Genomic DNA, 12667 nt, shown 5'->3' with positions numbered 1-12667 from the left:
AGGTGTGACGAAAGGCCGGCATTTTACGCAAAAACACATCAGGGGCGAAGTGCCCACCGTCTCCTGTAGGGATCTGCGTGCACAGACCCGTCGGCGATTAACAGAGATCTTTACAGCGCGATTTGCTCTAAGCCCCTATCACCTGTGCGGTTAAGTCCTTTCTATACTGCGACATAAGGTCGCATTTAAATCCAGACCTTTACTTACGTGGCCACTTTGGCCGGTAGGCGCTCCACTGGGGGGCGACGGTAAAAACAAGAGGAGTGACTGGCATGATCCATCACGTAGTGGGGCTCTTCACCCACCCCGACCAGGAATGGAAAGAAATCCGTGGCGACCAAGAGGAAAGTATCAGCCACATGTACCTGACCCACACGCTGATTCTGGCGGCGATCCCCGCCGTGTCGGCGTTTATCGGCACCACGCAGGTCGGCTGGGTGATTGGCAGCCGTGCACCGGTGATGTTGACGCAAGAAAGCGCGCTATGGATGACGATCATGTCGTACGTGGCGATGCTCGGTGGTGTTGCAGTGATGGGCGCGTTCATCCACTGGATGGCTCGCACCTATGACGCCAACCCGAGCCTGGCCCGTTGCGTTGCGTTTGCAACCTACACCGCGACCCCGCTGTTCGTTGGCGGTCTGGCGGCGCTGTACCCACACATGTGGTTGGGGATGGTCGTCGGGACGGCTGCCATCTGCTACACGGTGTACCTGTTGTATGTGGGGCTACCCACTTTCATGAACATTCCAACAGACGAGGGCTTTCTTTTTTCAAGTTCGGTGCTTGCGGTAGGCCTGGTGGTGCTCGTAGCCATCATGGCGTTCACAGTCATTGTCTGGGGACTCGGCGTGGGGCCGGTCTATACGAATTAAAAACTCTGCACCCAAAATAACCAGATCTGCCAATACAGGCCGCCGCAAGGCGGCCTTCTAATGTCCAGGGCAGGCGGGGCGGCGACCATTCGGCGCCTCGGCGATTCGCAAGCCAACAGGGTTGCGGCATACTCGACGTCTCTGGAGATCCATCAAGCATGCCCGAGCAACTCAATACCCGCGTCGAAGACTGTTACCAACTCGCCGAATCCTTTTTCAAACGAACTTTCAAACGCCCCGTGGTGAGCCTCAAGCTGCGCGGTCAAAAAGCCGGTGTCGCGCATTTGCACGAGAACTTGCTGCGCTTCAACCCGCAACTGTATCGGGAAAACACCGAAGACTTTCTCAAGCAAACCGTGGCCCATGAGGTCGCGCACCTGATCGCTCATCAACTGTTTGGCGACCGCATTGCGCCCCATGGTGAAGAGTGGCAATTGATCATGCGCGGCGTGTACGAACTGCCGCCCAATCGCTGCCACACCTACGATGTCAAACGCCGCAGCGTGACGCGCTACATCTACAAATGCCCGTGCGCGGACAGCGACTTTCCGTTCTCGGCCCAACGCCATGGCCTGGTGCGGCAGGGGCGGCGGTATTTGTGTCGGCGCTGCCGCAGCACCTTGGTGTTCAGTGGGGAGATGCGGGTCGAGTAGTTGGATGATCGTTCCCATGCTCTGCGTGGGAATGCCGCCATGGACGCTCTGCGTCCACTGTGACGCAGAGCGTCACGGGAAGCATTCCCACGCGGAGCATGGGAACGATCTATGCAATGACCTTGGCACGACGCAGTTCTTCGATCCGCTGCGCACTGAACCCCAACTCCCCCAACACCTGATCGGTATGCTGCCCCAGCGTCGCGCCAATGTACCGAGGCGCTGGCAACCCTTGCGAAAACTTCAACGGGCACGCCATCTGCGCCTGACTCGTCCCGTCCCCGCGCGGCACTTCAGTCACCAAAGCCCGAGCCTGCAACTGCGGATGCAGAACTGCTTCGCTCATGCTCAACACCGGTTCCACACACGCATCCACCCCGGCAAACAGCTCGCACAGTTGAGCAAAGTCATGCTTCTCGAATTCAACCTTCAACTCGTTCTTCAACGCCTGTTGCTGCGCCGGTTTCGCTGACAACCCCTGCGCCGCCAGTTCCGGCCGCCCCAGCGCCGTACACAGTTGCTGCATAAACACCGGTTCCAGACTGCCCACCGACAACCAGCGCCCGTCCCGCGAACGGTAATAGTCGTAGAAACTGCCGCCATTGAGCACCTGGTCTTCCCTCCCCGGCTCCACGCCGCAGGCCAGATACCCGGCGCCCGCCATCGCGTTCAGACTGAACGCGCAGTCCGTCATGCTCACATCCAGATGCTGGCCTTGCCCGGTCTGCTGCCGGGCGATGACGGCCGCCAGCAGACCGATCACCCCATGCAGCGAACCACCGGCGACATCGGCCACCTGGGCGCCCAACGGCAGCGGCCCACTGTCGGCGCGGCCGGTGTAGCTGGCCAGCCCCGCCAGCGCCAGGTAGTTGATGTCGTGGCCGGCGCGGTCCTTGTAGGGGCCGGTCTGGCCATAACCGGTAATCGACACATAAATCAGTTTGGGATTGATCGCCTTCAAGGCCTCATACCCCAACCCCAGGCGCTCCATCACGCCGGGGCGGAACTGCTCCAGCACGATGTCGTGATCGGCCAGCAACTGCTTGATCACCTCCAGCGCCTCGGGCTGCTTGAGGTCCAGCGCCAGGCTGCGCTTGTTGCGATTGAGGTAGGCGTGACTGGCGGAAATACCCTGATCGTGAGGCGGCAGTACCCGCAGCAAATCCAGGCGGGTCGGCGATTCGATGCGCAGCACTTCGGCGCCCATGTCCGCCAGCAACAACGAGGCAAACGGCCCCGGCAACAGTGTCGAGAAATCCAGAACCTTGAGTGATGCCAATGGACCGGGCATGAGTGATCTCCGTGAACGATGCCTCCAGACTAGGCAGCCGATGGCATTGCAGCAATCACCCGAAGTGTCAGCAAAGGTGACCGTTGCGCTCAAATCCCAGGCAAGAAAAAACCCGCCGAAGCGGGTTTTTCAGTGCAGCGAGGGTTACTTGACGTTGCTTGGGGTAGGGCCTTCGGCCACGCCCAGGTCATCTTCAGGACGGGTATCAGCGATACCGCGACCGCCAGACGCCAGTTCAGCGTTCATCACGTCGGTGTCCAGTTCTTTAACCCACTTGGCCACGACCAGGGTGGCCACAGCGTTACCCACCAGGTTGGTCAGGGCGCGGGCTTCAGACATGAAGCGGTCGATACCGAGGATCAGCGCCAGGCCGGCAACCGGCAGGTGGCCAACAGCGGACAAGGTCGCCGCCAACACAATGAAGCCACTGCCGGTTACGCCAGCAGCGCCTTTGGAGGACAGCAGCAACACCACCAGCAAGGTGATCTGATGGGTGATGTCCATGTGGGTGTCGGTCGCTTGAGCGATGAACACGGCCGCCATGGTCAGGTAGATCGCCGTACCGTCGAGGTTGAACGAGTAACCGGTCGGGATCACCAGACCCACTACCGACTTCTTCGCGCCCAGACGTTCCATCTTGATCAGCATGCGTGGCAGTACCGATTCCGACGAGGAAGTACCCAGCACAATCAGCAGTTCTTCACGAATGTAGCGAATCACTTTCAGCACGCTGAAACCGTGAGCGCGAGCGATACCGCCCAGCACAACCAGGATGAACAGCACGCAAGTGATGTAGAAGCACGCCATCAACTGACCCAGTTGCACCAGCGAACCCACACCGTAGGCACCGATGGTGAACGCCATGGCACCGAAGGCACCGATTGGCGCGAGCTTCATGATCATGTTGATGATGTTGAACATCACGTGGGCGAAGCGATCGATGAAGTCCAGGATCGGCTTGCCGTAGGCACCCAGGCGATGCAGGGCGAAACCAAAGATCACCGAGAACATCAGCACTTGCAGGATATCGCCCGTGGCGAACGCGCCGACGATGGTCGACGGGATCACATTCAACAGGAAGCCGACGACGCTTTGATCCGCACCCGCGGCGACGTATTGAGCGACTTTGGAAGCATCCAGCGTGGCCACGTCGATGTGCATGCCGTTGCCCGGCTGGACTATGTTGACCACCAGCAGACCGACCAGCAAAGCGATGGTCGAAACGATTTCGAAGTAGAGCAGCGCGTAACCGCCGGTCTTGCCGACCGACTTCATGTTCTGCATGCCCGCAATACCGCTGACGACGGTGCAGAAGATGATCGGGGCGATGATCATTTTGATCAGTTTGATGAACCCGTCACCCAGTGGTTTAACCGCCACACCAACTTGTGGGTAGAAGTGACCGAGCGCGATACCGATAACAATTGCAACGATCACCTGGAAATACAGGGATTTGTACAGTGGCTGACGAGTCGTCATTGCAAAGTTCCTCAAGAGTGCCCGGTGACAACATCCATCTGTTGTCCACGACACCTGAATTGCGAACCCTCCTGCTTCTGGAGGGATTTGTTTTCGAGCTGCGCGAAGGCAAGCTTCTGCTCGTTGTATCGCAAGGCCCGTGCCACCTTCACAAAATCACCGGCAAGCCTTTTGACATCAAGGGTTGCAGGTTTGTCGTGGTCATCCATCGGCTCGCACAATGTGGCGGGTTTCCGCCCATCGGCCAAACCTCGTCCTACAATTTGGCGGATATCCGCCTTGTCCGTTGCCAGCCACCACGGCTACCATCCGTCGCTCAATGGACGGACTTGCCTGCTTATGCGCGAACGCACCATCGCCAGTCATTTCGCCCGCGCCGCCCTCGGTGGCGCGCGCCGGCTGGGTGTCGACTGTTCAGACCTGTTACAGCAACTGGGCATCAGCCTCGAGTTGCTGGACGAGCCACGTGCGCGACTTGCGCCTGAACAATTCACCCGATTGATCCAGGGTTTGTGGCAGGCCCTGGACGACGAATACCTGGGATTCGGGCCCGCTCCGAGCAAAACCGGGAGCTTCGCGATGATGTGCCATGCGGTGATCCACTGCCGCAATCTGGAAAAAGCGCTGCATCGCGGCTTATTGTTTTATAGCTTATTCCCCGGCAGTCCGCGTCTGAGCCTGACCCATGAAGGCGACCTGATCCGCCTGTGCCTCGATGATTCGAAGCTCCAGGACCCGGACCATTTTCTCACCGAAAGCCAACTGTTGGTCTGGCATCGGCTGGGCAGCTGGATGATCGGCCAACGCATTCGCCTGGAGCAGGCGACCTTCAGTTACCCGAGGCCCGAGCACGGCGCGGAATACGACTTGTTGTTCTCTTGCCCACTCGAATTTTCTGCGACCCAGAGCAGCCTGCTGTTTCACAGTCGCTACCTGAACATGCCGCTGTTGCAGGACGAACGGACGCTCAAACATTTCCTCGAACACTCCCCCGCCGACCTGCTCTCGCGCCCGGATGACGGCGACAGCCTGAGCAGCCAGTTGCGCCGCTTGCTCAGCCGCGACAGCGCACGCTGGCCGGACCTCGACGCCGTGGCCGCGCATATGCACATCAGCCCGCAGACGTTGCGCCGGCACTTGCGTGAGGAAGGCACGAGTTTTCAGGAATTGAAGGACCAGCTAAGGCGCGACATTGCGATTTATCACTTGGGGCGCGCGGATTTATCGTTGCAGCAGATTGCTGAACAGTTGGGGTTTTCAGAACCGTCGGCGTTTCACCGGGCGTTCAAGAAGTGGACGGGGCTGACACCCGGCGCCTATCGCGCGCAGGAGCAGTGAGTGCCAAGCTCAATGCCCCTGTACCTTGGCTTTTGTCCAATGCAATAAGCACCTTCAATCAGCGGCTACCACCGTCACGAAATTGCTTCCCGCATTACAGACATACAGACGCTTGCCATCACGTGTGCAAGATACTCCCCAAGGAGCAACCCCAGATGGAAAGGCGTGAATGATTGCTCCCGAAGCCGTATCCAATATCAGATTGTTGCGCAGTCCCCAACCGCACAGATATAACCGTGAACCCTCGGGATTGAGTGCCGCCGTGTATTGATCAGCTGGGTAGGGGTGGTTGAAGGTACGAACCAATTTCAGGGTGCTGGCCTCCACCTCAAGTAAAGCGAAGGAGGTGTCATTGTACGAAGGAAGATAAAGCCGCAGGCCATCCGGGCTCACGTAAACCTGTCCCCGGTAGTTCGGCATGGCACTGGCACTCAGCCGACGGCCAGTGGCTGGATCCATGGCAACCAGATTCCGATTTTTGTATTCGAGGTAGTAGAAACGCTGTCCATCCGGGCTGATTGCACCACCGCTGGTGTCGCTCCCGGTAGGAAAGGTACTGATGATTTGGTCCAACCCCGTATCGATCACCCTGACTGCCCCGTTGACAGAGCTGACGTAATGAAAAATGACCCGCCTCCCATCCGGGGTCATGACAATCGAGTGCGGAGGCCCTCCAGCCGCGATGCGTTTGATCAACCTGTTCGATCCGGTATCAATGACCAGAATTTCATTCGTCCCATAGGCAGCTCCGTACATTTTGGTTCCATCGGGGGTAAAGACGAAGCCCATAAAAAAGTTTGTGTTGGGGGTGACAATAGTGTCCGTCCGTCGATTGGTCGTGGTGTCGATCACTGATATCGCCCCGACGTGCCCGACATAAACGCGTAACCCGTCCGGGCTGATGCCATTGGCTCTTTGCGTAAGCCCCAGATTGATGTTTCCCACCGGCCCTGTCGCCCTGCCAAACACTTGAGCCGTTGCGGTAAACGAGGTGGCAAGCACATCGCTCCCACGGACCTGCTCATAAAACGCCGACACCCGGCTGTCGAGCAGAACCTTGTCCACAGGCACCTTCAGTTTGTGCGTGAAAGGCAATCGCCCGACGGACTCCTCGGCACTGTGCGTCACCGCAGGCCCGGTTTGCGGCGTACAAGTGTAATTGACCCTGACCACGTCGCCTTCTGCCCAGAGTGGCTTGAACACGTGAACCTGTACGTAGAGAAAGTCTTTCACTTTGCCCAGATCGATGGTGCCAGGATCATCCGCAGAGTCATCAGGGTCTTCACTCAGATCCGGCGCCGTCAGAAAGACACGCTCTGTATCGACATTCGCCTCAATCGTCCGCGACCACCGCCGCTTGTCCGTCGGGTTGTTCACCTGATCGACCACCGTGTAAGAAATTGCAAACCTGGGATTGCTGCCGGCCTGTTCGAACATGGCTCGGGTAATGATTATTTCGTAAGGCTGATCGTCAACCCCGGGTTGCACGTTGAAGTAGAACCGTTCGCGATTGAGTTCCAGGGTAATCCGGTCATAAGCCCTCAGGAACGGGTAGAACAACGTGCACACGACACCGTTGTCCACTTCGTCTTTGCCGATCTGCGGCGGGTCGCCCAACTCCGCCGGCAAGCTAATGAAAAGGTAGGGGTGATCCCCGCTACCTGGCACTCCGTTTTCGCCGGGCAGGTCGCGATGGTAGAGAGCCCACGACTCCGTGGAGGGACCGCTGTTGCCACTGGAGCGCTCCACCTCATAAGTAAAGACGTGCACCCCGTCAGTGAACAATGACTGGTACACGTCGAAATACACCCCATCATTCTGCTCGGCCGGCGCCACCGGTTTACGCTCGAGCAGTTGTGGCTGCGAATCGCCTGGGCCCTGCATATAAAGGGCAATATTGAGATAGAGGCCTCCCTGCGGTGGATCAACCACTGCCAGCACCGCCCCTTCCCGGCTGCCATCGCGCCGTGTGACCACTTTGAAACTGGCCTGCGGCAGCCCCTCGACCGGCACATCGGCAGGCGGTGGCGGAGTGACGATCACGCCGGCGGTAGCTCCGGAAAATTTCAGTGGGTAATTGATGAGAATCTCTGCGTTTGGCTGATCGCTTGTCATCGGACTTGCTCCTTGCTGGACAGGCGTGCAATGCACCTGGACAAAAAGGATCAGACACCCAAGCCTCCTTGCTGACTACTGTAAGAACTAACAGGTCAGCGGCTGTCTCCGACGGACGGTAGTCGAACATGAAGATCAAAGGATCGCAGCCTGCGGCAACTCCCCATTTGGAATGCAATCGCCTGTGAGCTGCCGAAGGCTGCGATCTTTTGATTTTGCTTTTTCTGGCTAGCCTTGTGGATCGAGGTTATCCAGCATCCGGTTCACCGCCAACTCCCCAAGCATCACAACCTGAGCAATCCCCAGCACCGTGTTGCGCTGGGTTCCCTCTACCTGCCCCGCAAATTCATTGAGCATCACACTCGCCGACGCCATGGTTTCACAGGCGCTGACCAGCAGGGTTTCATCATGGGTGTCGACCCCGACGAAGTAGATGGTGCTGGGTTTGCGCGGGGTGTCTTTGGGAATGACCGGTTTGAGGTAGTAATCGAGGGCGCGGTCGGCGGCTTTGTTGAGTTTTTTGGAGTCGGGGGTTTCGTAGGGGGAAACGTCGTCGGTTTCGGGCGGGTTGGGCGTGATCTTGAACATGTGAAGCTCCGTGGTTGGTTGAGCCGCCACGACCTATCGCTAAACAAGTAAAGGTGGCGGCTGTACGCAGGTTAGCGATCCGGGACACAGAAACCCCGGGTAGACCTCGAAGGTCTCCCACGCACAGCCGCCATTACGCGAACTGCAGCTTTGCGTCTGTGTAGGGGATCGGATCGCTAAACCCGATCGCTGATTCGTCAGCGACCCGCAAACGATAGAACCCACGCCCTAGACGCACAAGCCGGCGGATTCTGGCGTAGTCGTAGGCAGCGGCGCAAGGATGTGTAGCCTGAGAGAGTGTCTGGAGGTGTCTTTTAAACAGCTCCGTTTATTACAGAGCATCTGTCAGTTTTGTGTTTGATGCTCGGGCCTCATCGCGGGCAAGCCCGCTCCCACAATTAACTTCATCGCTCACAGATAGCGAGCTCACCAAAGATACCTGTGGGAGCGGGCTTGCCCGCGATGGGGCCCGCAATGCCAACCACTAAACCACCGGAAAATGAATCCGGAACGCCGCACCGCCCATTGGCGAATCCCCCAGCGTCAGCTTCGCGCTGTAGCTTTCGATAATGTCCTTGACCACCGCCAGCCCGATCCCCTGCCCAGGGTGCTGACGGTCCAGCCGCTCGCCGCGTTCGAGAATCCGTGCGCGCTGATCCATCGGCACACCCGGGCCGTCGTCTTCGACGCACAACTCAACGCCGCTCAGGGTTTCACGCACGCTGATGCGCACTTCACCCAGACACAGCCGATACGCGTTTTCCAACAGGTTGCCCATCATTTCCAGCAAGGCGCCTTGCTCGATCGGCACATCACATGGGTCTGGCAGATCGAAAGCGACCCGCACGCGCTTGTCGCGATAGACCTTGTCCAGTGTGTCGCACAGGCTTTTGAGCACCGGTTGCAGGCGCACCTGATGGCGCACCAGACCGCTTTTGCGCAGGCTGGCGCGTTGCAGTTGATAGCTGATTTGTTGGCTCATGCGCTCAATCTGGGTTTGCAGAACCCTGGCCTGTTCGCGGTTTTCCGGGCGCTGGGCCATGTCTTCGCTGACGCCTTGCAGCACGGTCAACGGGGTTTTCAGGCTGTGGGCCAGGTCGTCGAGGGAGTCGCGGTAGCGGCTGCGCTGTTCGCGCTCGCTGTGCAGCAAGCGGTTGAGGGAGCCGGTCAGGCGCAACAGTTCACGCGGGTGCTGTTCGCTGAGGCTTTCACGGGCGCCGCTTTCGATTTCGTCGAGTTCCTGACTGAGCCGGCGCAACGCCTGCAAGCCCCAAGTCAGGCCGATCCACAGCAACGCCAGCAGCACCAACAACGCCGCGCCGAAACCGAGGTAAAGGTTTTCGCGCAGACCTTCGACGGTGGTTTCGTATTCGCTCACCGGTTGCAGGGCGACGATGCTGAACGCAGCGCTTTTGCCGCTGAGCAGTTTGACTTCGACGTCATAGACGAAGAACTCTTGGCCACTGGCCTCGCGGATACGCGCGAACTCATTACCACGTCCGTCGTAACGCGGTTTGTAGTTGATCATCTCCTGCCCGGTGCCCTTCGAACGCCAGACCAGGTGAGCATCGCGGTCAAAGATGTAGCCGAGCAAACGGCTGTCCGTCAGGTTGAAGCGCTCATCCGGCAACTGCTCCGGCATTTGCAGGGTGTTGTTTTCCACCCGTGCGGCGGAAATCAGCGTGTTGACGTCCGACGCCAGACGTTGCTCGATGGAATCTTGCAACGCCAGACTGAACGCGCCCTGCATCGCCGGCAGCAATGCCAGCATGAACAACACCGCCAACAGGGTGGCGGCGAGCATCAACCGGACGCGAAGGGAACGGATCAAGTGCAGCGCTCATTGAAGAGGTAGCCGAGGCCACGCACGGTGTCGATCGGTTTGAAGCCGGCCGGGCCTTCGAGTTTACGGCGCAGACGGCCGACCAGCACTTCGATCACGTTCGGATCGCGCTCGTCGTCATCCGGGTAGAGCTGTTCCATCAAGCGGTCCTTGGCCACCACTTGTTGGTGATGACGCATGAGGTACTCGAGGATCCGGTACTCATACGCGGTCAGCGCCAGCGGCTGATCATCAAGAGAGGCTTGTTTGCGATTGAGGTCCAGCAGCAGTGGCCCGGCAACGATGGTCGACTGGGTGAAACCGCTGGAGCGGCGCAACAAGGCATTCAACCGGGCGTCGAGTTCTTCGAACTGGAACGGCTTGACCACATAGTCATCAGCCCCGGCGGCGAGGCCTTCGACCTTGTCCTGCCAGTTGCCGCGCGCGGTCAGGATCAGGATCGGAAAGGTCTTGCCCCGTGCGCGCAGTTGGCGGATCAAATCGAGCCCGCTCATGCCTGGCAGGCCGAGGTCGATCACCGCCAGGTCATGGTTGAACTGCCCGGTCTGGTACAGCGCCTCTTCGCCATTGGCCACGGACTCGACCACATGGCCACTTTCCGTCAGGCGGGTTTGCAGGTGATGGCGCAACAGCGCTTCATCTTCGACGACCAACAGTTTCATAACGCTCTCCCAGGCAAATCGTTATCTCCAACAGCACAGTTTTCAGTCAGGCCGCAGAACCTGTGGGAGCGGGCTTGCCCGCGATAGCGATCTGGCTGACACATCAATAGTGAATGTGCCGCCGCTATCGCGGGCAAGCCCGCTCCCACAGGGGGTTCGCTTATCTGAAGGCATTGGCACATGCCCACAACCTGTTCAGAAAGCGTAGTTTGCCGACAGGTAAGTCTGGGCGCTGCTGGTCAGGTCCAGCGAACCCTGTTTGCTGCCGCCGCGCTCGCTCATCTCGGTGCTGGCGTTGCTGCGCAGGTAACGGTAACCCAGTTCAACCGAGGTGTTTTGCGAAACCTGTTGCAACACACCGACCTGGCCGCCAATCGCGTAACCGATGTCACTGTCGCGGCTGAAGCCTGGTGACTCCTGCGTCATCTTGGTCAAACCGGCCGTGGCACCGCCAAACAATTTGGTGCTGCCGCCCACCGGGTAGAACAGATCGTAGCTGCCCAGCAGGTTTTCCTGGCGCAGTTTAATGCCATTGTGCGAGCCCGACACGTTGTCGTAAGTGGCGTAGTAGCGGCCCTCGCTGTTTTGCTTGCCCAGACGCACACCATAAGTGGTGTCCTTGCCGATCACGCCGTCGGCGTTCGGATGGTTGAGGTTGTCGTTCAGGGCGTGGGATTTTTTGACTTTGTCGCTGGTCTGTCCAAGAGTAAGGCTGGCGAAATTATCGTCGGTCGCCATAGCCGCGGTACTGGCGCCCATCACGGCGAAGGCCAGAAGCAGTTTTTTGAAAGTAGTCATTGGGGAGTTTCCTCATGCGCTATTTGCTTTTTGGGTACGGGGCAAGGTTACCCACCCCGCCCTGAACTCCCCCTGAACGCACACTGAACCTGAGCTGAATCAAATCCACCCAGCTGTTTTGCTGACTTTTTGCAGGAGATTCGACCATGCGCGTTTTCCTCGCCCTCGTATTACTGGCCTTGAGCGGGTTCAGCCAAGCCGCCATCAAGACTCAAGAGATTCCCTACCAAAGTGCCGACGGTACAAAACTGATTGGCTACTACGCCTACGACGACGCCATCAAAGGCCCGCGTCCAGGCGTGGTGGTGGTGCACGAATGGTGGGGGCTCAACGACTACACCAAGCGCCGCGCCCGTGATCTGGCCGGCCTGGGTTACAGCGCTCTGGCCATCGACATGTATGGCGATGGCAAGAACACCGAACATCCAAAGGACGCCATGGCCTTCATGCAAGCCGCGTTGAAAGACAGTGCCGCGTCCAGCGCGCGCTTCCAGGCCGGGCTCGATTTGCTGAAGAAACAGCCACAGACCAATCCGGATAAAATCGCCGCCATCGGCTACTGCTTCGGTGGCGGCGTGGTGCTCAATGCGGCTCGCCGGGGCGTGCCACTGGCGGGCGTGGTGAGTTTCCACGGTGCGCTGGCCACCCAGTCACCGGCGACGCCGGGCAATGTGAAGGCAAAAATCCTGGTCGAGCATGGGGCGATGGACAGCATGGTCACGCCGGATAACGTGGCCGCGTTCAAGGCTGAAATGGACAAGGCCGGCGCCGACTACACGTTCGTCAGACTTGAGGGCGCCAAGCATGGGTTCAGTAATCCTGATGCGGATCGTCTGAGCCACGGCGATCATGGCGGGCCGGACATCGGCTACAGCAAGGCGGCGGATGAACAGTCCTGGGCGGATATGCAGGCGTTTTTCAAAAAGATATTTGGTTAGCGCAGCGATCGTTCCCACGGTCCCCGTGGGAATGCAGCCCGGGATGCTGCGCGTCCCTCGCGAATGTGACGCAGAGCGTCACTGGAT

At 58.9% G+C, this 12667-nt stretch carries 12 protein-coding genes; 4 read left to right on the top strand and 8 right to left on the bottom strand.

Annotated elements, in window-relative coordinates:
- The first annotated feature begins 272 nt into the window (after positions 1–272).
- Together BMS17_RS19340 and BMS17_RS19335 are read left to right on the top strand one after the other, a co-directional pair.
- Complete coding sequence (locus tag BMS17_RS19340; RefSeq protein ID WP_046031572.1) at positions 273–875, top strand: Yip1 family protein; 603 nt, start codon at positions 273–275, stop codon at positions 873–875.
- 158 nt (positions 876–1033) lie between these two features.
- Positions 1034–1528, top strand: a complete 495-nt coding sequence (locus BMS17_RS19335; protein WP_046031571.1) for a SprT family zinc-dependent metalloprotease — start codon at positions 1034–1036, stop codon at positions 1526–1528.
- A 109-nt stretch (positions 1529–1637) separates the two neighbouring features.
- On the opposite strand, the gene BMS17_RS19330 is transcribed toward BMS17_RS19335, so the two are convergent.
- From BMS17_RS19330 to BMS17_RS19320, 3 genes are all read right to left on the bottom strand, one after another.
- On the bottom strand, positions 1638–2819 hold the full coding sequence (locus tag BMS17_RS19330; RefSeq protein WP_077431465.1) for a CaiB/BaiF CoA-transferase family protein: 1182 nt from the start codon (positions 2817–2819) through the stop codon (positions 1638–1640).
- Between the two features lie 144 nt (positions 2820–2963).
- Positions 2964–4298, bottom strand: coding sequence for a dicarboxylate/amino acid:cation symporter (locus tag BMS17_RS19325; protein WP_046031569.1), 1335 nt, complete (start codon positions 4296–4298; stop codon positions 2964–2966).
- 11 nt (positions 4299–4309) lie between these two features.
- Complete coding sequence (locus tag BMS17_RS19320) at positions 4310–4507, bottom strand: hypothetical protein (RefSeq protein WP_046031568.1); 198 nt, start codon at positions 4505–4507, stop codon at positions 4310–4312.
- Positions 4508–4637: 130 nt separating this feature from the next.
- Between BMS17_RS19320 and BMS17_RS19315 the strand changes: the two genes are divergently transcribed.
- Positions 4638–5636, top strand: a complete 999-nt coding sequence (locus tag BMS17_RS19315; protein WP_046031567.1) for an AraC family transcriptional regulator — start codon at positions 4638–4640, stop codon at positions 5634–5636.
- A gap of 54 nt (positions 5637–5690) precedes the next feature.
- On the opposite strand, the gene BMS17_RS30390 is transcribed toward BMS17_RS19315, so the two are convergent.
- From BMS17_RS30390 to BMS17_RS19290, 5 genes are all read right to left on the bottom strand, one after another.
- On the bottom strand, positions 5691–7751 hold the full coding sequence (locus BMS17_RS30390) for a YncE family protein (protein ID WP_175648980.1): 2061 nt from the start codon (positions 7749–7751) through the stop codon (positions 5691–5693).
- Positions 7752–7979: 228 nt separating this feature from the next.
- Positions 7980–8339: a DUF6124 family protein gene (locus tag BMS17_RS19305; protein WP_046031566.1), complete on the bottom strand. Its 360-nt coding sequence runs from the start codon at positions 8337–8339 to the stop codon at positions 7980–7982.
- A 484-nt stretch (positions 8340–8823) separates the two neighbouring features.
- Positions 8824–10170 (bottom strand): ATP-binding protein, encoded by a 1347-nt coding sequence (locus tag BMS17_RS19300; RefSeq protein WP_046031565.1) that lies wholly within the window; start codon positions 10168–10170, stop codon positions 8824–8826.
- Complete coding sequence (locus tag BMS17_RS19295) at positions 10167–10844, bottom strand: response regulator transcription factor (RefSeq protein ID WP_046031564.1); 678 nt, start codon at positions 10842–10844, stop codon at positions 10167–10169. Before BMS17_RS19295 ends, BMS17_RS19300 begins: the two co-directional genes overlap by 4 nt.
- 195 nt (positions 10845–11039) lie before the next feature.
- Complete coding sequence (locus tag BMS17_RS19290) at positions 11040–11642, bottom strand: membrane protein (protein ID WP_046031563.1); 603 nt, start codon at positions 11640–11642, stop codon at positions 11040–11042.
- 146 nt (positions 11643–11788) lie between these two features.
- Here BMS17_RS19290 and BMS17_RS19285 point away from each other — a divergent pair, with 146 nt between their 5' ends.
- On the top strand, positions 11789–12580 hold the full coding sequence (locus tag BMS17_RS19285) for a dienelactone hydrolase family protein (RefSeq protein ID WP_077431464.1): 792 nt from the start codon (positions 11789–11791) through the stop codon (positions 12578–12580).
- Positions 12581–12667 lie beyond the last annotated feature (87 nt).

It is taken from the genome of Pseudomonas sp. C9 (genome assembly GCF_002000165.1).
Lineage (GTDB): Bacteria > Pseudomonadota > Gammaproteobacteria > Pseudomonadales > Pseudomonadaceae > Aquipseudomonas.
The sequence above is the reverse complement of the archived record's forward strand: the minus strand, read 5'-3'. Positions and strand labels throughout refer to the sequence as shown.

Bases quoted from the DNA above. Each gene is read 5' to 3' on its own strand.
- BMS17_RS19305 (WP_046031566.1), bottom strand. From the start codon at position 8,339: ATGTTCAAGATCACGCCCAACCCGCCCGAAACCGACGACGTTTCCCCC.
- BMS17_RS30390 (WP_175648980.1), bottom strand. From the start codon at position 7,751: ATGACAAGCGATCAGCCAAACGCAGAGATTCTCATCAATTACCCACTG.
- BMS17_RS19340 (WP_046031572.1), top strand. From the start codon at position 273: ATGATCCATCACGTAGTGGGGCTCTTCACCCACCCCGACCAGGAATGG.
- BMS17_RS19295 (WP_046031564.1), bottom strand. From the start codon at position 10,844: ATGAAACTGTTGGTCGTCGAAGATGAAGCGCTGTTGCGCCATCACCTG.
- BMS17_RS19285 (WP_077431464.1), top strand. From the start codon at position 11,789: ATGCGCGTTTTCCTCGCCCTCGTATTACTGGCCTTGAGCGGGTTCAGC.
- BMS17_RS19325 (WP_046031569.1), bottom strand. From the start codon at position 4,298: ATGACGACTCGTCAGCCACTGTACAAATCCCTGTATTTCCAGGTGATC.
- BMS17_RS19315 (WP_046031567.1), top strand. From the start codon at position 4,638: ATGCGCGAACGCACCATCGCCAGTCATTTCGCCCGCGCCGCCCTCGGT.
- BMS17_RS19335 (WP_046031571.1), top strand. From the start codon at position 1,034: ATGCCCGAGCAACTCAATACCCGCGTCGAAGACTGTTACCAACTCGCC.
- BMS17_RS19330 (WP_077431465.1), bottom strand. From the start codon at position 2,819: ATGCCCGGTCCATTGGCATCACTCAAGGTTCTGGATTTCTCGACACTG.
- BMS17_RS19290 (WP_046031563.1), bottom strand. From the start codon at position 11,642: ATGACTACTTTCAAAAAACTGCTTCTGGCCTTCGCCGTGATGGGCGCC.
- BMS17_RS19320 (WP_046031568.1), bottom strand. From the start codon at position 4,507: ATGGATGACCACGACAAACCTGCAACCCTTGATGTCAAAAGGCTTGCC.